This is a genomic window from Bacillota bacterium LX-D (assembly GCA_031628995.1).
Taxonomy (GTDB): Bacteria; Bacillota; DUOV01; order DUOV01; family Zhaonellaceae; genus JAVLUO01.
In genome coordinates, this window is sequence record JAVLUO010000001.1 from 47,068 (window position 1) to 67,282 (window position 20,215).

The window sequence follows — 20,215 nt, forward strand, 5'->3', positions numbered from 1 at the left end:
GAGGACGAGCAACGAATTGTAGCGGATGCCCAACTTTAGGCGGGCGGAGCGGAAAGGAGTTTGTGAGGACGAAATGGCAAAAGCAGAAATTAAGATGCCCGAGGATTTTATGCTTAAGGTTTCACAGCTTGCCGAGAAAACAGATACGATTATCCCCAAGGTGCTGGAGGCAGGTGGAAATGTCGTTCTCGATAAAATGAAAGACAATCTATCTGCCGTGGTCGGCAGAGGGACAAAGGAAAAAAGCCGCTCCACAGGCGAATTGGAACGTTCCCTCGGTCTTTCTCCAGCTATGCAGAATCGGGACGGTAACTGGGATGTGAAGATCGGGTTTTCTGAACCGAGGAGTGACGGCGGCTCTAATGCTAAAATCGCCAACATCCTCGAATATGGCAGATCCGGTCAGCTGCCTAAGCCTTTTTTGAAACCGGCAAAGTCGCAGAGCAAAAGCGCCTGCATTGAAACCATGAAGGCAAAGCTTCAGGAGGAGGTCGATGGAATATGAGCATTTTAACAGAATTGAACACGTTGCTTTCTCCTGTCCTTCCTGTGGAAACGGGAATTTTCTCCGGCATTCCTCCCGATGAGTACCTCGTACTCACGCCGTTGACAGACGAGTTTGCCCTGTTCGGGGATAACGCCCCGCTATTTAATATCTCTGAAGTGCGGATTTCGCTGTTTTCCAAAGGCAACTATCTCCAAAGGAAAAAGCAGATAACAGAGCTGCTTCTGGCAGCTGAATTTACGATTACCGACCGCCGGTATATCGGCCATGAGGACGATACCGGGTACCACCATTACGCCATTGATGTGGCAAAACATTGTGAATTGAAGGAGGAGTAAGATATGGCGACAATTGGTCTTGACAAACTGTACTATTCAAAAATCACCGAGGATTCCAACGGTGAAGAAACCTATTCCACGCCTCTAGTGCTCGCCAAAGCCATCACCGCCGAACTCTCGGTGGAGCTGGTGGAAGCTATATTATACGCCGACGATGGTGCAGCTGAGGTAGTGAAAGACTTCAACAGCGGTACTCTCACCCTCGGCGTAGACGACATTGGCCCTACAGCAGCGGCAGATCTGACCGGTGCGACCACAGACGACAACGGCGTTCTTATCTCAGCAAGCGAAAATGTGGGGACACCTGTAGCAGTAGGATTCCGTGCGCAGAAAGCTAACGGCACATATCGCTATTTCTGGCTTTACCGTGTGAAATTCGGCCTGCCTGCAACTAATCTGCAAACCAAGGCTGATTCCATCACTTTCTCCACGCCTACTATCGAAGGAACGGTCATGCGCCGGAACAAGCTGGACACATTTGGCAAACACCCATGGAAAGCCGAGGTCACCGAAGGCGACGCCGGAGTATCTTCCGCCACAATCACCGGCTGGTTTACCGAGGTTTACGAACCGGTCTACACACCAGCACCGTAAGGAGGACGCAGAATGGATAACAACATCTTTACAGATTTGTCCGAAAGAAGCGCTGCCATCAATATTGGCGGCAAAGAGTATGAATTGGTACTGACTACCCGCGCGACCAAGGCGATAGCAGGCCGATACGGCGGGCTTGAAAACCTCGGTGAAAAGCTGATGAAGTCCGAAAATTTTGAGATGGCACTGGATGAGATTGTATGGCTTTTAACCCTTCTTGCCAACCAGTCTATCCTGATTCACAACCTTAAAAACAAGGACGACCTGCAGGGACTTCTGACGGAAGATGAGGTTGAGCTTCTCACCTCGCCCCTCGATCTGGCGGCATACAAAACCGCCATCACGGAAGCCATGTTCCGGGGCACCAAGCGCAACGTGGAAAGCGAAGAGGAAAATCTCTCAAAAAACGCGGAAGTCGGGTAACAGACGCAGAGGTCTTTACCCGGCTTTTTTATTACGGAACAGTGCAGATGGGTATGGGCGCGGAGGATTTCTGGCTCATGCCCATCGGCCTGTTTCTGGATCTATGGGCCTGCCACAAGCAGTTTATAGGCATTGAGAAGCCAAAGAAAACCCGGACGATTGACGATATCATTCCGCCGGGCATTTAGGGAGGTGAGCATGTATGGCAGACAATTTTGGCTTGAAAATCGGCGTCGAGGGCGAGCGTGAGTTCAAAAAAGCGCTCTCGGATATCAACCAGAACTTCAAGGTTCTCGGTTCGGAGATGCAGCTTGTCACCAGCCAGTTTGATAAAAACGACAAGTCTGTGCAAGCGCTCACCTCCCGGAATGAGGTTCTCAACAAGGGAATCGACGCCCAGAAAGAAAAAATCTCTATGCTGAAAGCCGCGCTGGATAATGCCGCGTCCTCCTTCGGAGAAAACGACAAGCGCACGCAGAACTGGCAGATTCAGCTGAACAAGGCGCAGGCTGAGCTCAACGGCATGGAGGGCGAACTCGCGGATAACGAGAAGTCTCTCCAGGATGTTAATCGCGGCTATAACGACGCCGGACAGAAAGTCGATGAATTCGGCAACGTTGTCGAAGAGTCAACCGCCGATGTGGAGAAATCCTCTGGTAAACTTGAAAAACTCGGCTCGGTACTCAAAGGCATCGGCGTTGCGATGGGAGCAGCGTTTGCGGCTGTAGGCACAGCTGCGGTCGGAGCGGCTAAGGCCCTTACGGATATGACCGTTGGCGCATCGCAGTACGCGGACGATATCATCACCATGTCTACTGTCACCGGTATGAGCACCGAATCGCTCCAGGCGTATCAGTATGCTGCCGAATTGGTCGACACCTCGATGGAAACCTTGACGGGCAGCATGGCCCGGAATATACGCTCAATGACCTCCGCCCAGGCTGGTACAGGCAGCACTGCGGCAGCGTATAAGGCGCTGGGTATATCCGTCACCGACGCCAGCGGCAACCTCCGCGATTCGGAGACAGTGTATTGGGAAGCCATTGATGCATTGGGGAACGTATCCAACGAAACCGAGCGGGACGCCCTTGCCATGCAGCTTTTCGGTAAATCGGCTCAGGAATTGAATCCTTTGATCGCACAGGGCTCGGAGGGAATCCAGCAGCTGACTGAAGAAGCCAAGGCTATGGGTGCCGTTATGAGCCAGGAATCGCTGGAGTCCCTCGCTAAGTTTGACGATTCTATGCAACGGCTCAAGTCCGGCGGCGAAGCGGCCAAGAACGTCCTCGGTATGGTGCTCCTGCCACAGCTTCAGATTCTCGCCGATGACGGTGTAAGCCTGCTGGGTGATTTCACCCGGGGTCTGAATGAGGCCAACGGCGACTGGACGAAGATCAGCGAGGTAATCGGCAATACAGTGGGCGGTCTGGTAAACATGATCATGGAGCAGCTCCCGCAGATTATCGAGCTGGCAATGAGCATCGTATCCAGCATCGGCGGGGCTATCGTGGACAATCTCCCCATGTTGGTAGACGCAGCGTCACAGATTGTCATGACCCTGCTTCAAGGGCTGATTTCTGCTTTACCCGGTATCACGGAGGGCGCTCTCCAGCTTGTTCTGGCATTAGTGAACGGCATCATCGCCAATCTTCCCGCCATCGTGGAAGCGGCGGTGCAAATGATTGCGACGCTGGTCAACGGCATCGCGCAGGCGCTGCCCGAACTTATTCCGGCTGCCGTGTCTGCCGTAACTCAGATCGTGACTGCTCTCATCGAAAACCTGCCTCTGCTCCTTGACGCGGCACTCCAGCTGGTGCTCGGTCTGGCGCAGGGCATCGTCGACGCAATCCCGGTTCTGATTGAGTCTCTGCCAGCCGTCATCGATGCGCTGATCCAGTTTGTCACCGATGCTATTCCGCAGATTGTCGCGGTCATTCCGGAGATTGTTCAGGCACTGGTCACGGTGATCACCGAGAATATACCCCAAATCGTACAGGCGGGTGTTGCGCTTTTCGTATCCCTCATTCAGGCGCTTCCCACTATCATCACGCAGATATTGGAAGCTGTGCCGCAGATCATCGACGGAATCGTTGGCGCTGTGCTGGACGCACTGCCGCAGATCGTGCAGGCAGGCATTGACTTGCTGACCGCTCTGGTGGAGGCACTGCCCGAAATCATTGACGCGATTGTAGAGGCTATACCAAAAATCATCGACAGTATCCTGACCGCTGTATTTGAAGCGATACCACTAATCGTCGATGCGGGTATCAAACTTTTTATCGCCCTCATTGATAACCTGCCCATGATCATTTCTACCATCGTGGCGGCGATCCCGAAAATCATCACTTCGCTGGTAAATGCCATTCTCGGGAACATTGACAAGATTATTCTCGCAGGTGTGCAGCTGCTGGTGGCTCTGATTGCAAACCTTCCGACGATCATCGTGGAGGTCGTAAAGGCCATCCCTCAGATCATCGTTGCCATCGTTAAGGCAATTGTGAAAAGTGTACCCGAGTTGGCCAAGGCTGGACTTGAACTGATCAAGGGATTGTGGAAAGGAATCAACGACGCGGCCGCATGGCTGTGGGAGAAAATATCCGGCTTCTTTGGGGACGTGATGAGCAAGATCAAGAAGTTCTTCGGCATCAATTCTCCGTCCACTGTATTTGCTGGACTCGGTGAAAATATGGGCCTCGGTATCGGCGTGGGCTTTGAGCGGGCTATGGAACGCGTCGGCGAAGATATGAAGAACGCTATTCCTACAGACTTCGATGTGGATGCCGGGCTCAACTTATCCGGCTCCCTTGCACGGGACGCTAGAGGCTTGAGCGCAAACGGCACTACCATTAACCAGAGCATTTCCGTGGTCACGCCAAAGGCGCTGTCTGAAAAGGAACTGGTGCGGGAATTCAAGAATCTCTCACGCAAGCTGGCACTGGAATATTAAAGGAGGGACGGCTATGGAACTAACCTATATCAATGCGAATGGCAAAAGCATTACGCTCAAACAGGGCCGCCCGTATTTTCTTAAGAAGATAGACGGCATAGGCGACATACGCCAGACCGTCAACACTTTCAAAGCGCCGGATCAGGACGGTGCTTTTTATATATCCTCTACGCTGGATATGCGCAATATTACGTTGGAAGGCACAGTCATAGCGGACACGCCTGATGAAGCCTATGCGCAAAGGCACCACTTTCTTCAAATTTTCAGTCCCAAGGTGAGTGGAACGCTTCTGTACCGGGAGCGGCAAATTACCTGTGTTGTAGAGGAGGCAGGCTTTACGATTTCCACGCGGCAGCGGATACCCAGCTTCTTTGTCAGTCTGCTCTGCCCGTCGCCCTTCTTTGAGACACAGGATGAAGTGCGTGAAGAACTGGCGTCCTGGATACCGCTGTTCGAATTTGAACTGGAGCTGCCCGAAAGCGGCATGGAATTCGGAATGCGCCAGCCGAGCCAGATCATCACGGTAGACAACATCGGCGACGTTTCCTGTGGCTGTGAAATTGTTTTTCGGGCTCTGGGAACGGTGACGAATCCTGAACTGCTGAACATGGACACCGGGGAGTACATCCGTCTCCTTACGACGATGAACACCGGAGATGAACTCAGGGTATACACCCATTTCGCCGGCAAACGTGTCGTCAGCGTCAACGGCACAACAGTGACAAACGCTTTCTCACTATTGGATACCGGTTCGGCGTTCTTTCAGCTTGCCGCCGGAGTTAATACTCTGCGCTACGACGCTTCAGTCAATATGGAGCTGCTGGAGGTCAGCATATATTACCGTCCGCAGTTTTTGGGGGTGTGAGTATGGAACTGTATATTTACAATCAAAACCGGGAGCTTACAGGTATCGTGGAATCCTTTGAATACCTGCGATGGACGAGACGTTATTCACAGTGCGGCTCCTTTGAACTGAAAGCCATCGCGACGCCGGAAAACACCGCACTTCTACAAGAAGGAAACTTCATCTGGAAGAACGACGATGAGGAAGCCGGAATCATTGAGCATCTCGAAATGGCTCAGGCGGAGAAAGAAATTATTACGGCAAGCGGCCGCTTTGCTACCTCATTACTCTCCCGCCGTATTTTATGGCAAACCGAGGTACTATCCGGAGATCTCGCCGACTGCGTTGAGCAGCTAATAAATCATAACCTAATCAGCCCCTCTGACGCGGCAAGGAAAATCGATGGCATCGTCTTCTCGTCTCCGAACCTTAGCGTGCCCGTCAGTACTCAGATATCGTACCGAAACCTGATGGATACAGTAACAGAACTATGCACTGCATCGGATATTGGAATTAAAACCGTATTTACCCCGGCTACACGTATCTTTACCGTAACGCTGTATAAGGGCGCTGATTCTCAGGCAGTGTTCTCCAAGGAATATGAGAATCTGACGGAACAGAGCTATACCGAGAGCGCGGCGGATTACGCCAATACTGCTCTCATCGGCGGCGAAGGTGAAGGAGAAAGCCGAACATTTGCCGCCATTACAAGCGGCTCCGGCGAGACCCGGCACGAAATATTTGTGGACGCCAAAGACCTGCAGGAAGCAGACTTCGGTACAGGTTATAATGATGCACTGATTTTTCGGGGACAGAGTAAGCTGAGCGAACAGGGAATCCGTTATTCGTTCGACACATCGGTGAACCCTCACGGCAACTTAACCTACAAGATTGATTTCGACCTTGGACAGACCGTCAAAGTTATCTCCAAGGCATGGGGCGTATCGATGACGACGCGTATCACCGAAGTTGAAGAAACCTATGACGCAGACGGTTTGAACATCAGCGTTGTATTCGGAAAGGCTGAGCTTACAATCGCGCAGAAGATCCGTTCCGACATGAGCGAGGTCAAAACGGCGCTATCGGCTCCGACCGGCATAGCTCAGGTGGCGGAAGCGCTGGACACAGTGGCTGGAACACTGGGAGATCTGTCGGAGGTGGACCCAGATATTCAAGGAGAAACCTTTACAGATACAGTGAACAACCTATTTGGAAAACTTCCCGCGCTTGAAATAACTGTGGGTGCGGGTACTATTTCGGCGGGCCAGTACGCCCTGCACAACATGGCAGCAGGAGATGCCTTTTATTTTACTTCGTGGAGCGGCAACAAATTCAGCGACCAGCCGAGTGACGACGGGCATGTTTTTCTGGTTAAGCACAATGGTGACAATACAGGAACGGGTTACCAGAGAGCAATGGGCTTCTTTATATCCCGAAATACCATGACGTTTTATGTAATTTCTCTTTTCGTATACAACAATCCGTCGGGCACGGCGAACTGGCTAGGCTTCCCGCTCGGCGCGCTTACAGACATAGCTGCTGCAGTTCGGGGGAGCACATTTGCTGCCAGCATTAACAATGTCTATAACGCGCCGGTGTCAGGGACGAGGATTGCAAACGGTGGTGTCACTACTGCAAAGATGGCTCAGGAAGCTGATACATCCCTCACTTACTCGCTTGGTAGCGGCGTGACCATGGGCTATAATATGTCATTTGTGAATAAGGGCGTTGTTTCAATCGGAATGCAGATTAATGTGGGTTCTTCAGGGGTTGCCTCTGGCGGCACGATTTTAACAATCACGAACGCGAACTTTTACCCCTATTCGACGGTTCGCTCGGTAGCGACTGCGGTGGGTGGCAACGGTACCAATATGCCGATTACAATCAACGCGAGCGGCGTGGTGGCGAATGCCGCTGCGTCCACTCTGCCTACGGGCTATTACCTAATATCCTGCTCTTACGCGAGGGCTTAACGGGAGGAAATCAACATGGAGAAAAGCGGATTTTTCAACTCATCGGATGGAGACAGAATTTATGACGCGGCGGACTTCGCGTCGTATTTCGGAAGCCTTGTCTCGAACGGTGTATTTTACACGGCGGCTACAAATCTTCAGGTGTCTCCGGGAAGCGGGTTGGCGGTGAGCGTAGCGGCTGGAAGTGCGTGGATTAATGGGTATCGGTATGAAAATACAGACACCTTAAATATACCTCTCACCACAGCAAACGGAAGCAATCCCCGAATTGACCGGGTCGTGGTTCGTTTAAGCAAGGTCAGCCGGAATATGCAGCTTGCTGTCGTCGTTGGTACACCCGCTGCTACACCGTCAGCTCCGGCACTGACAAGGACCAGCGATGTCTATGAACTTGGTATCGCAGATGTGCTAATACCGGCTGCTGCCACGTCGATCGCCGCGAATAATATTACCGATACCAGACTGAACACCAGCCTTTGCGGGTTGGTCAATTCTCTTGTAACAGCAGTCTATGAATAAGGAGGCGAATGATAATGGCAGATATTAATGGTGTATCTTTACAGGCGGGTTCAAGCCCAACCGTACATTACACTATAACCTATTCTAAAAGCCGGCCGAACAACAGCCAGATGACCTACAACTTCACCATCTCAGCTGCGCTGGGTTCCTCCGGCTCATACATTCACAGCGGTTACGCTCTGCTCTGTACTATGACCGTAAACGGCTCATCCGCACAAGTGCGAATCAAGGCGGCGGACGGAGACGACTGGGACGGGACCGCTCCGAGGCTAAGGTATGTTACAGTTACCTGTGCTTCCACAACTGGAAATACCACACAGGGTGTGCGCTTTCAGGTGGTGTCGGACGGAAGGCTGACGCTTTCTTCCGGTGTAATTGACAACTCAAGCTATACGGTGTTAAGTTCAGCACTCCTTACCACAGCATGCAGTGCGCCGACTTCCTGTTCGGTAAGCCCAATACTTTCGGAAGGTGGGGTTACACTTTCATGGAGCGGAGCGTCGGGCGGTATAAGCAATGCAATTTCCAGTTATGAGATTCAGTACAGCGATTCAACAGATAATTCTACATGGGGAGCATGGACGGCGCTTGCCACTGTGGACACCACAGCAACGAGCGGCAGTGTGGCTACATCTCCTCCTTCCACAAGAGGCAATTACCGTAGATTCCAAGTACGGACACGCGGAACGGCAGGAGCAAGCTACTACTCCGGATGGAAAGTATCCACGAACTCCGTCCGCAGAAATACCGCTCCAAAACCGGCGACTTCAGCCATTGCTTCTCCTGCAGTATACAGTAACGAGATAATCACGCTGACCTGGAGCGGTGCATCAGGAGGAACCAGTGCAATAAAGGGCTACCAGATCGCCAGGCGCACCTCAACAGACAACAGCACCTGGAGCACGTGGAGTGTGCTGGCCACGCTGACATTGTCGGCCAGCGGGGGCAGCTATAATCCGGCTGTATCGAGCACGCCGGGAACGTATACTCAATTCGGCATTTGGACGATAGATACGTTTGACGTTTATTCAGTGGAGATAATCAGCAACAGTATCTACTGCGACGTCACAGCCTGCGGAGCGCCAACCGTCTGCTCGGTGAGTGCGGCACTGGCTGAAGGAAACGTTACCCTCTCGTGGAGCGGCGCGTCCGATGGCGCAGGCAATGCTATCACGTCTTATGAAATACATTATAGGGACTCGTCCGACAACAGCAGCTGGGGAGATTGGACAGCGTTGATGACGGTAAACACCACCGCGACAAGCAATAGCGTCAGCGTCAGTCCTCCTGCCACAAGGGGCAATTACCGTCAGTTCAGAGTGCGAACACAAGGTGCCGCCGGTGAAAGTTACTATTCCAATTGGACAGTGTCCAGCAATACTGTTCGCAAAAACACACTGCCAACGCCTCCGGTATCCTTTACTGCCACGCCCGCGATCTATGAAGGAAGCACCGTAACTCTTGCGTGGAGCGGAGCAGTGCCGGGAACCAGTGCTATCAAACAGTATGTAATTCAGCGGGCCACCTCCACGGACGGAACAAACTGGTCAGCATACGAAGCACTGACTACCGTTGTATCAAGTGCCACCTCGGGGACGTATTCAGCGAATGCCTCTCAGATAATCGGAACATATACCCGCTACCGAATCAGCGTAACCGATACCTTAGACGCTGTTTCTTCTTATGTAGTCAGTGGAACAGTGAAGAAAAATAGCCCTCCGACTGCTCCCGTTATCGTCTGTCCGATATCCGGCAGTTCCATCTACAACTCCACTCCGCGCTTTATGATTACAACAGGCATCGAGCCGGACGGACAGTCACAGATTGTTGAAGTGAAAATCGATGCGGGTGCTTGGATCAACAGCATAGATAATCCAGAGAGGTTTTCCACGAGCGGCTATCTCGGCAACGGTGCTAAAACGATATATCAAGCAGAAACTTTGGAAGCTGGAAACCACACAATTACCATCCGCTGCCTTGATAGTGATATCGAGTCAGCAAGTCCTGCGGTTGTGCGGACTTTTACAGTACTGCCGACACCATTTGAGACAATCACCGCGAACGAAACTCATGTGAAGGCAGCGCATATCAAGACGTTCCGAATTGCTGTAAACATCGTGCGGAGTTATTACGGTCTATCCCCCGCAATTTGGAATGAGGACATTGCCGCCGGAAAAACCACGGTCAAAAACTGGCCATTCCATATTACGGAGCTTCGAAAAGCCATCGAGCCCGTCATTACTGTAGTCAACGGTTTCGATTCCTCATCGGTCTTTGATGTCCCGCCTGTAACATGGCTGTCCATTGGAACCGGCCGACCCAAAGCTGCGGTCATGAACCAGCTGCGGGAACTGCTCCTGTCCCTGTAGCCAGATATATGTTTCAGCGTTCTCGCTGTGGCGGGAGCGCTTTTTATATACCAAAATTCACATATGGAGGTTTTGTAAAGTTTGAAACAAAATCTTGAAGCGCAGTAAAAAAGGGCAAGACAAAACAGACCGTCTACAAGGCGGTCAAAAAGGAGAAACAGCGAATTAAGAAGAAACTGGAATAAGAATAGATTCGGTGAGAATATAACCCATACGAGTTAACAAAGAGACGGCTTGCTCTTGTGAGATTTGTCGAGAAATCGGCAGGTGGTCAGCAACAGAATACAGAGATGGATTGTAAGCCTCGCCTTTTTTCAGTATCTGGTAGATTGCCGTTAACAATCTGCGAGCGATGGCGATTGTTGCTTTCTTTCCGCCGCGACGCTTTTTCAAAGCCTGATGTTTTCCGCGCACTTCGGGATATTTTTCGCTGCGGCTTGACGCAAGAGCAATCTGTACCAAGAGCGGCTTGATATAAGCGCCGGATTTTCCAATTCGTGTTGTTTTCTTCTTACCTGCACTCTCGTTGTTTTGAGGCGTAAGGCCCGCCCAAGAACAGAGGTGTTTGGATGTTTCGAAGACAGACATGTCGGCACCTATTTCTGCAAGAATACGGATAGCGGTAAAAGCATCGTTTATGCCAGGAACGGTCAAGAGAAGCTCAATTTGCGGAATGTACTTTTCCGCAATACTTAGAATCAAAGATTCCAAATCTGCCTTGTGTCTTTCAAGAGAATCCATATGGTTACGGATAATTTTGAGTTTCTCGGCTTGTTCCGGTTCAAATCTACCGTCCACAGCTTCTTGAATCTGAGCGATGGGTGTCTTGCAACGACCGTCAACGAAGGGTGTAACATCAAAGCTTTCTCCTGGATGCTCCAACAATTGAGTGGTGATGGCGGATGCGCTCTTCCCGAACACATTACTAAACACGTCATCGAGTTTGAAGTTGGAGACGGTAAGGCAATTTTGCGCTCTGTTCTTTTCTCCCGTCATATAGGCGGTGAGTTTACACCAGTAGCGGCAAAGGTCTCTGAGTTGACGGATATCTTTCGGAGGGATAAAGCTCCCGCGAACAAGATCATGCTTGAAAAGGTCTGCAATCCATTGAGCATCCTTTTTGTCTGTTTTCTTGCCCTTTATGGCTTTGACAAACTTGGGATGGCTGACTACGAGATTGCATGAGACCTCCAAGATATTGTGAACTGGGAACCAATACTTTCCCGTGGATTCCATACAGACGTCCCGGCAATCATTGAATGAGAGCCAATCACGAAGCAAACGCAGACCTCCCGAGTAAGTGGAGAAACGGCGTGATTGGTATTGCGTTACTCCCTGAATATTAGTAGATGCAATACAGGCGATTACAAAATCCCTGTGAACGTCCATTCCGCAGCAGATTGGATATACAATTTTGAGTTTTCCCATAGCAACACCTCACAAGGTAATTTTAAGGGCAGTCAGGGACTGGACATTCTGCTAAAAACGAGTTGCGTTTTTACAAAGATAAGTTTACAGGCTTAAAGTCCTACTCATTGGTGCTTGAAAGAATGTCCGACAACCTATAATGAAGCGCAGTTACAGCAAGCTGCACCGCACCTACCTCCTCGTGTTCTGTAGTTTAACTGCACTCATAGCGATTTTAACACAAATATTCTAAATTGTTGTGAATGGCACCTTCGTTTCATTCCTCGTTGGTGCCTTTCGCAGAAAGGCATGGTTATAATGAAAGAAGTATGGAACTGGATTCAAGTATTAGTGGCAGCGATAGGCGGCTTTTTCGGCTGGTTTTTCGGTGGCTTTGACGGCTTCCTCTACGCGCTGTTCGTGTTCGTAGTCGTGGACTACATTACCGGCGTCATGTGTGCCATCGCAGACAAAAAGCTGTCCAGCGAGGTCGGCTTTAAGGGCATCTGCAAGAAGGTGCTGATTTTCGCAATGGTGGGCGTCGGGCATATCATGGACATCTATCTCATCGGAAACGGCGAGGTTCTTCGTACCGCCGTTATCTTTTTCTACTGCTCCAATGAGGGCGTGTCCATGCTGGAGAACGCGGCGCACCTGGGATTACCTATCCCCGACAAGCTCAAGGCAGCTTTGGAACAGCTTCACGGGCGGAGCGACGATTCAACAAAGCCGGGTGATGGTGCATGATTGATCTTAAAAAGTCCGCGACGGTGTTCATCGGTCGGCGTGGCGAGAACCATTTCCGCAAGCTGGAGTTTGATGTCTCCAGTCTGCTCGGCGACGAATATCCCGGCAAGACGTTGACCGCAATATACAAACGGCCGGACGGCGTCGCTTATCCCGTAGTTACAAGCTACTCAGACGGCGTGCTGACCTGGTCACCCGGTTCAACAGAAACCGAAATTGTCGGCGTGGGGCAACTGGAAATCAGGGTTACCCATGAAGATGTAGTCGGGAAAAGCGTGCGAGTGCTCACCATCGTGGAGGAGGCTCTTTCGGACGGTATTGCCGAACCGCCGGAGCCTCCCGCACAGGAATGGTTGAATCAGGTGCTTTCTGCCCTTGCGGCAATCGATGTGAACGACGCTTACGCGCTGCTCAATCTCACCTACAACCTGTTAAATGATAACTACACCTTGCTTGGCACTATGCACGGACTGCTAAGCGACAATTACACGTTGCTCAATACCACACACGAGCTACTAAATGACAGCCATTCACTTCTCGATACTACGCACAGCGAAATGTTGAGCATGCGCGACAAGCTGTACACCCGAACGGGGATTATCCTCAACCATCTGCACCCGGTCGAAACAGCCTCGGCACCGGACATGGCGAGCCGAAGAGCGTCCATCACCTTTAACGGGATCTCGGCGGGCAGCAACATGGTATTGGACAGCGTAACTTATACGTTTGTTACCTCTTTGGGCAGTCCTGCGGCAAATACCGTTCAGGTGCTGATTCAGAGCAATCTCAGCAGTACCGTGAAAAAGCTGGCCGAAGCCATACGGGGTGTCCAGGAAGCGGCGAACATTGCCTACGGCAGCGGAACAAATCCGCATCCTACCTGTACGGGATACTGGACTAAACAGCGGTTTTCTGTGGGGGACATATCCATTGCCCCCGGAGAAAGTCTGTTCTTGTTGGAAAAGTCCGAGGATACCAACACTGTCCTGACGCTGACCTCCACCGCCGCATCAACCATCAATGCTTTCACCCGTATGCCGCACCTGCGGTATGTCTTGTCGGGGAATACCACCGGATCGGGTGGCACAAACAGCGTCAGAGGTCCTCTACACACGATCCTGCCCATCGGGAGCGTTGTAATCGGCGGTCAAGGTGACCCTCTTATCCCGGTGCCATATGACTGCCACCTAGTCACTATCTGCCGCCAATCAGATACCACCGAAAAGGAACTGGACATTTATATTTCAAACGACGAGCAGACATTTACTCGTATCTCAAGGAGCACGCCTATTGGTTCGGACAGCTCCGCAGAGGCCCAGCACGTTCAGATCGCCATGCGGCAAAGCCGTGTGCCTGCCGGTTACGGACTGTATATCCGCATCGGGAGCAATGGCACATCAGCATCTGCTTACTGCGACTTGAAGTTTACCTATCATCTATACCCAGCCGCACTTGCGGTTGATAATTAATTTGAACTGTGAGGTGCTTTTTATGAACCTGCATAAACTTATTCTGACTAACAATGCCTGCTACAAGGCAGGCCGGACCATTATCCCCAAAGGAATCATGGTTCACTCAACCGGAGCCAATAACCCGAATCTGAAACGTTACGTCGGACCAGATGACGGACTGCTGGGTAAAAACCAGTACGGCAACCATTGGAACCAGAACACACCGGACGGTCGGCAGGTCTGTGTCCATGCCTTTATCGGCAAGCTGGCGGATGGTTCCATTGCCACATATCAGACCCTGTCGTGGAATATGCGCGGCTGGCACTGTGGCAGCGGTTTTAAGGGTTCCGGCAACGACACGCATATATCATTTGAGATCTGTGAGGATAGCTTAACTGATGCGGCTTATTTTAATAAAGTATACACAGAGGCAGTCGAACTTTGCGTATATCTCTGCAAGCAGTATGGACTGACAGAAAAGGACATCATTTGCCATAGTGAGGGTTATAAGCTGGGGATTGCCAGCAACCACGGCGATGTAATGCACTGGTTTCCCAAGCACGGTAAATCGATGGATACTTTTCGTGCTGATGTAAAGGCTGGGCTGATGGCGACGGAAGCACCCGCTCCCGTAACATCGACTGCGCCGAAAAAATACTACCGTGTGCAGGTCGGTGCATATTCCGTCAAGGCAAACGCAGACGCTATGCTTGCAAAGCTTAAGGCGGCTGGCTTCACCGATGCCTTCATCAAATATAGCGAATAACACACATGATGATGCCGATTGAGGATTCTGTCCTTTAATCGGCATTATTTTTTTACTTATTTTTCGTCAAAACGGCTCTCTCACCTCCAGTGGGTAGTGAGAACAGAGATTCTCAGACTGGAGGAGAAATACATGGCTAATGTTACAGGTGCAATACCAGAAATCAATTATGAAAAGAAACCTGTTCCACAGGAACAATTGCAGCGTGAGGTTGATTATGTAAGAGCACAGCGGATACTCAATTCCATGCTTCAAAATGGACTTATATCCTTGTCGGAATTCAACAAGATAACCGAATTGAACCGCAAAACTTTCTCACCATTTTGGGCTGAGATTATGCCTTGAAATCGTTGATAATACCTGGTTTCAGAGGTAATATGACACACTGACCAAGGAGGTGATAATTTGAAAAAGGTAACGAAAATAGCTCAAAACACAACTGATTTAACTGAGCAGGCCAAGCTGCGTGTTGCGGCCTACTGCCGTGTTTCTACAGACAGCGATGAGCAGCTCGAAAGTCTGGACACTCAAATAAAGCACTACGAATCCTACATCAATGCAAATCCTGAATGGGAGTTCGCCGGAATTTATTATGACGAAGGTATCACCGGTACAAAAAAGGAAAAGCGGCCTGAGCTGCTCCGAATGATTGCTGACTGTGAAAACAGAAAAATCGACCTCATCGTAACGAAGTCTATCAGCAGGTTTGCCCGAAACACAACAGACTGCCTGGAACTGGTGAGGAAGCTGCTTGACCTTGGTGTTTTCATTTACTTCGAGAAAGAAAATATCAACACGGGGTCAATGGAAAGCGAACTCATGCTGTCAATCCTGTCTGGACTGGCCGAAAATGAGTCGTTCTCCATTGCTGAAAATAACAAATGGGCGATAAAGCGCAGATTTCAGAATGGCACCTATAAAATTTCCTATCCACCTTACGGCTACGACAATGTGGACGGAGAAATGGTTGTTAACAAGTCTCAGGCAAAAATTGTCCGTCTTATCTTTTCTGAGATTTTGGCCGGTAAAGGTACAAACAAAATTGCTGACGACCTAAACAGACGAAAGATACCGACTAAAAAAGGCGGTCGCTGGACTTCTACAACGATACTCGGGATGGTCGGTAACGAAAAATATACTGGCGATGTCATTTTTCAAAAGACTTATACTGACGAGCACTTCAACCGCCATAACAACCATGGTGAAAAAGATCAATATCTGATTCAGAATCATCACGAGGCGATTATCAGCCATGAGGAGTTTGAAGCCGCTCAGGATATTATCGAGCAGCGCGGCAAAGAAAAACGGCTGGAGAAGCAAAGTAAGAAATATCAAAACCGTTATCCCTTTTCAGGCAAAATAATCTGCGGTCAGTGCGGCGGAACCTTTAAAAGAAGGACTCATACGAGTGGCAAGCATCCATACGCATGGTGCTGCTTCACTCATATAACAGACATCAGGAAATGCTCAATGAAATACATTCCGGAGTGCGACTTTGAATATGCGTTTGTCACCATGATGAACAAGCTCATATTCGGGCATGAGATTGTCCTGAAGCCTTTACTCATCAGCCTGCGCGGAATGGATTCCGATGAAACCATGGAAAACATTCGCACGATTGACAAGAAGCTTGAAGAAAACGAAAAACAGCGGAATGTGCTTGTGGGTCTGATGACCAAAGGTTATCTTGAGCCTGCTGTTTACAATAAGAGCAACAATGAGCTGCTACAGGAGGCAGAACGGCTACGCCGTCAAAAGGAATCCATAACGCGATTCCTGAATAATGACTTTCAGAACCTAAGCGAGGTCAGCGCTCTGCTGCAGTATGCTTCCAAGGCATCGATGCTGACAAGCTTTGACGGTGAACTGTTTAACCGCTTTGTAGATCGGATTCATGTATATTCTCGGACTGAACTTGGCTTCGAGTTAAAATGCGGAATTACACTAAAAGAAAGGCTGGTGAGGTAAATGAGTCACACACCATTCGGCTACCAGATTGAGAATGGAAAAGCCGTAATTGATGAAAAAGAGGCAGAACAGATAAAAGTATTATTTCAATCTTATCTGAGCGGCGATTCATTGTCAACAGCCGCCAAGGAAGCTGGTATTAACGGCTTCCATTCTGGCATCGGCAGGATTCTCCGCAACAAACGATATCTCGGTGATGAGTTTTATCCGTCTATTATTGACAAAGATACTTTTAACACTGCCGAAGCAGAGCGAATTATACGGTCGGAAAGGCTCGGCCGTAATCGAAAGCCAAAGCAAAAAAAAGAGGCCGTCTATCCTATCACCTTCCGTATGAAGGAAGGTAAAGAGGAATTCGACGACCCATTCGCGCAGGCGGAATACGCATACAGTTTAATTGAAACGGAGGTGAACAAGAATGGCAGCAAGTAAAAGCGTCACTGTGATTCCGGCAAGGAAGCACGCGCTCAAAAGCCAAGACGAAGAAAAGCCAAAGCTCCGCGTTGCCGCATACTGCCGTGTATCCACGGATAGCGACGAGCAGGCCACCAGTTATGAAACACAGATTGAACATTACACCGCCTACATACAAGGGCACCCAGACTGGGTTCTGGCAGGTATTTTCGCGGATGACGGCATCTCGGGTACCAACACCAAGAAGCGTGAAGAGTTCAACCGTATGATAGACGAGTGCATGGCCGGCAACATCGAAATGATTATCACAAAGTCCATCAGCCGATTTGCCAGAAACACGCTGGACTGCCTGAAATATATCCGCCAGCTGAAGGACAAAAACATTCCGGTCTATTTTGAAAAAGAAAATATCAACACCATGGATTCCAAGGGCGAGGTTATGCTCACGATTATGGCGTCCCTCGCTCAGCAGGAAAGCCAGTCCTTAAGTCAGAACGTGAAGCTGGGCCTGCAATATCGCTACCAGCAGGGCGAAATCCAAGTCAACTGCGCACGATTCCTCGGATATACCAAGGATGAGAATAAGCGGCTGGTGGTTGTGCCGGAAGAGGCTGAAATCGTAAAACGCATCTACCGGGAATACCTTGAAGGTGCCAGTATGCTAAAGATTGTCCGTGGGTTAGAAGCCGACGGTATTTTGAACGGAGCAGGCAATGAACGCTGGCATACCAGCAACATTAACAACATTCTGCGGAATGAAAAGTACACCGGTGATGCTCTTCTGCAGAAAACCTACACAGTCGATTTTCTTACAAAAAAGCGGGTCAAGAACAACGGCATCGTTCCGCAGTACTATGTAGAAAACAGCCATGAAGCCATCATCCCGCGTGAAGTTTTCATGCAGGTGCAGGAGGAGCTTATCCGCCGCCGGATTGTCCACACCAGCCCGAGCGGAAAGAAAAGGACCTTCAGCAGCAATCACGCTTTTTCTCAGATAGTTATCTGCGGCAAATGTGGCGAGGTTTTTCGCAGGGTGCATTGGAACAACCGAGGCAAAAAATCTATCGTCTGGCGCTGTGCCAGCAGACTTGAGAACACCGGTCTTTTCTGCGATGCACGCACGGCATCGGAAAGCCAAATCGAGCAGGTTATAGTCAAAGCCATAAACCAGACTCTTTGCGACAAGGACAGTTTTCTCACTACTCTGCGGGACAACATTGCTGCTGTGATAAGCCGTGAAAGCGACAAGGCTATGGCGGATATCGATAAGCGGCTGGAAGAACTGCAAACGGAGCTTCTGAAGCTGGCCACCTCCAATGCGGATTATGAGAAAGTCGGTGACGAAATACACCGTTTGCGCGACCAGAAGCAGAAGCTGCTCCTTGAAAACGCCAACCGTGATGAACTTAAAAAGCGTATGGCTGATATGAGCACTTTCCTCAAGAAGCAATCTACCGCTCTTGCCGAATATGATGAGCAGCTTGTCCGGCGGCTGATTGAAAAAATCACCGTCTACGAGGACAAATTCACTGTGGGGTTCAAGTCAGGCGTGACGGTGGATGTGGAAGAATAATCGCACCAAAGTAAAGACTCCTCAGAACTGGAACAAACCCGGTGATGGGGAGTCTTGTTTGATTTTCAACTATTTCTTCGGTTTGAACATGGCACTATAGGCTTTAACCGCCTCATCCTTCATAAGCCATCCAAACTTTCTTAGAAACTCCAACTTCTGTTCATCTGTGGCCCATTCCTGTAATGTGTGTAGTACTCCTTCAAAGCGCTCATTCTCTTTACCGTTAAAAAACTTACCTCCGGGGCCTTGCTTAAACATTGCTGGTACACCATTTTTAATAGCCTTCCAGACTGTTGATCCTCCTGTAGTAGTCAGGTCATCACCAACAAATCCGTCTAACGCTCCTGATGCTAATTTTTTTAATAAGTTCTTTTCTTCACTTGTAAATGCCATATTTAGTCCTCCCACTCGTCAACGCTAATATCCTCTGAATCGTAAGCGCCCATTGGATATTCTCGAATCCAGCCTTCGATTTGAATCACCGTACCGCAATCTGGACACTCATAGCTATCTTCAGAATTGAAGCTATACACTGTATCTGGCCCCATACCATTTTCCTTTTCATCGCTACTCTGGTCATACATGTAGTCTTCCAAATCAACTTCATATTCTGCACCACAGTGAGGGCAACATATACTACGAATAAGCGACACAGGTCGGTAACCATACATATCTTCGATATCGATAAATTCTTCTCCTGCAGCCTCTTTCTTAGTAATCACATTCCAGTAACGTTCGGTTTCGAATGTCTCGAATTCTGCTTTATCATCAAGCAGTTCTGAAAGCAATTCTAACGAATTACGCTTTCTTGCAATTTCTGCCTCAATATTATTCTTGCGAGAAAGAATCGCTTCCTCCAAAGTACACTCACCGTCCTGCATTTTTCTTATGTCACTGCAGGTAAGTCCTGATTTGGTCAGTACAACGATAAGTCTTAGATTTTCAAAATCTGTTTCTGTGTAGTCTGTACTTCTGTTTCCAGATGGCGGATTTTCCGGAAAGAAGATGCCCTCTCTCTTAAATAGCTTGATTCTGTCGGCATCGATACCAAGTTTTTCTTGAATTTCTTTTGGTCTCATTGAACTTCGACCTCCTTTCAGGACTCATTCTAACAAGTGGGGACTTTATCCCCGTCAAGCATTTTTTTAAAAAAATAATAAAAAATTTCTTTATTTCTTTACTCAAAAACATCCCCAATTCTTTACTATTTTTCGTTCCATTTTATCCATAATAATATTCTACATCATAAATTAACAGATACTTACGCGCTTTTAATGATTTATACCAACATCCAACCTGACCATACAACCTCAAAAAAATCCGAAAAAACATCTAAATCGTCCACTCGCGAGGGCTGACATCTAACCTGTACACTCA

The 20,215-nt window shown here is 49.4% G+C and carries 19 protein-coding genes; 16 read left to right on the plus strand and 3 right to left on the minus strand.

Annotation, left to right across the window (positions count from 1 at the left end; all coding sequences use genetic code 11):
• Window positions 1-73 precede the first annotated feature (73 nt).
• From RDV78_00295 to RDV78_00335, 9 genes are all read left to right on the plus strand, one after another.
• The gene (locus tag RDV78_00295; protein MDS1028938.1) at window positions 74-505 is read left to right on the plus strand and encodes an HK97 gp10 family phage protein; all 432 of its coding nucleotides are present in this window, start codon (window positions 74-76) and stop codon (window positions 503-505) included.
• Complete coding sequence (locus tag RDV78_00300; protein MDS1028939.1) at window positions 502-843, plus strand: hypothetical protein; 342 nt, start codon at window positions 502-504, stop codon at window positions 841-843. The genes RDV78_00295 and RDV78_00300 overlap by 4 nt, the downstream gene beginning before the upstream one ends.
• 3 nt (window positions 844-846) lie before the next feature.
• On the plus strand, window positions 847-1,437 hold the full coding sequence (locus tag RDV78_00305; GenBank protein MDS1028940.1) for a phage tail protein: 591 nt from the start codon (window positions 847-849) through the stop codon (window positions 1,435-1,437).
• A 12-nt stretch (window positions 1,438-1,449) separates the two neighbouring features.
• Window positions 1,450-1,860 (plus strand): hypothetical protein, encoded by a 411-nt coding sequence (locus tag RDV78_00310; GenBank protein ID MDS1028941.1) that lies wholly within the window; start codon window positions 1,450-1,452, stop codon window positions 1,858-1,860.
• A 202-nt stretch (window positions 1,861-2,062) separates the two neighbouring features.
• Window positions 2,063-4,807: a phage tail protein gene (locus tag RDV78_00315; protein ID MDS1028942.1), complete on the plus strand. Its 2,745-nt coding sequence runs from the start codon at window positions 2,063-2,065 to the stop codon at window positions 4,805-4,807.
• Between the two features lie 13 nt (window positions 4,808-4,820).
• Window positions 4,821-5,672, plus strand: coding sequence for a phage tail family protein (locus tag RDV78_00320; GenBank protein ID MDS1028943.1), 852 nt, complete (start codon window positions 4,821-4,823; stop codon window positions 5,670-5,672).
• A 2-nt stretch (window positions 5,673-5,674) separates the two neighbouring features.
• Window positions 5,675-7,624, plus strand: coding sequence for a siphovirus ReqiPepy6 Gp37-like family protein (locus RDV78_00325; protein ID MDS1028944.1), 1,950 nt, complete (start codon window positions 5,675-5,677; stop codon window positions 7,622-7,624).
• Window positions 7,625-7,639: 15 nt separating this feature from the next.
• Window positions 7,640-8,143 carry a hypothetical protein gene (locus RDV78_00330; protein ID MDS1028945.1) on the plus strand — a complete coding sequence of 168 codons (504 nt, stop codon included), beginning with the start codon at window positions 7,640-7,642 and terminating at the stop codon, window positions 8,141-8,143.
• Window positions 8,144-8,157: 14 nt separating this feature from the next.
• A complete protein-coding gene (locus RDV78_00335) occupies window positions 8,158-10,512 on the plus strand; it encodes a hypothetical protein (GenBank protein MDS1028946.1) in 2,355 nt (784 codons plus the stop codon).
• Window positions 10,513-10,677: 165 nt separating this feature from the next.
• Here RDV78_00335 and RDV78_00340 read toward each other — a convergent pair whose 3' ends face one another.
• Window positions 10,678-11,940 carry an IS110 family transposase gene (locus tag RDV78_00340; protein MDS1028947.1) on the minus strand — a complete coding sequence of 421 codons (1,263 nt, stop codon included), beginning with the start codon at window positions 11,938-11,940 and terminating at the stop codon, window positions 10,678-10,680.
• A gap of 297 nt (window positions 11,941-12,237) precedes the next feature.
• Between RDV78_00340 and RDV78_00345 the strand changes: the two genes are divergently transcribed.
• The 7 genes from RDV78_00345 (at window position 12,238) to RDV78_00375 (ending at window position 18,838) form a co-directional block, all read left to right on the plus strand.
• Window positions 12,238-12,666 carry a phage holin family protein gene (locus tag RDV78_00345; protein MDS1028948.1) on the plus strand — a complete coding sequence of 143 codons (429 nt, stop codon included), beginning with the start codon at window positions 12,238-12,240 and terminating at the stop codon, window positions 12,664-12,666.
• The gene (locus RDV78_00350; protein ID MDS1028949.1) at window positions 12,663-14,135 is read left to right on the plus strand and encodes a hypothetical protein; all 1,473 of its coding nucleotides are present in this window, start codon (window positions 12,663-12,665) and stop codon (window positions 14,133-14,135) included. The genes RDV78_00345 and RDV78_00350 overlap by 4 nt, the downstream gene beginning before the upstream one ends.
• A gap of 22 nt (window positions 14,136-14,157) precedes the next feature.
• Window positions 14,158-14,883, plus strand: coding sequence for an N-acetylmuramoyl-L-alanine amidase (locus RDV78_00355; GenBank protein ID MDS1028950.1), 726 nt, complete (start codon window positions 14,158-14,160; stop codon window positions 14,881-14,883).
• A gap of 132 nt (window positions 14,884-15,015) precedes the next feature.
• A complete protein-coding gene (locus tag RDV78_00360) occupies window positions 15,016-15,228 on the plus strand; it encodes a hypothetical protein (protein MDS1028951.1) in 213 nt (70 codons plus the stop codon).
• A 60-nt stretch (window positions 15,229-15,288) separates the two neighbouring features.
• Window positions 15,289-16,851, plus strand: a complete 1,563-nt coding sequence (locus RDV78_00365) for a recombinase family protein (GenBank protein MDS1028952.1) — start codon at window positions 15,289-15,291, stop codon at window positions 16,849-16,851.
• Window positions 16,852-17,283, plus strand: a complete 432-nt coding sequence (locus RDV78_00370) for a recombinase (GenBank protein ID MDS1028953.1) — start codon at window positions 16,852-16,854, stop codon at window positions 17,281-17,283.
• Entirely contained in the window at window positions 17,270-18,838 is a 1,569-nt protein-coding gene (locus RDV78_00375; GenBank protein ID MDS1028954.1) for a recombinase family protein, read from the plus strand. The genes RDV78_00370 and RDV78_00375 overlap by 14 nt, the downstream gene beginning before the upstream one ends.
• 69 nt (window positions 18,839-18,907) lie before the next feature.
• Here the strand turns inward: RDV78_00375 and RDV78_00380 are convergent, their stop codons facing one another.
• A complete protein-coding gene (locus RDV78_00380; protein ID MDS1028955.1) occupies window positions 18,908-19,231 on the minus strand; it encodes a hypothetical protein in 324 nt (107 codons plus the stop codon).
• A 2-nt stretch (window positions 19,232-19,233) separates the two neighbouring features.
• Complete coding sequence (locus RDV78_00385; protein ID MDS1028956.1) at window positions 19,234-19,917, minus strand: MerR family transcriptional regulator; 684 nt, start codon at window positions 19,915-19,917, stop codon at window positions 19,234-19,236.
• Window positions 19,918-20,215 lie beyond the last annotated feature (298 nt).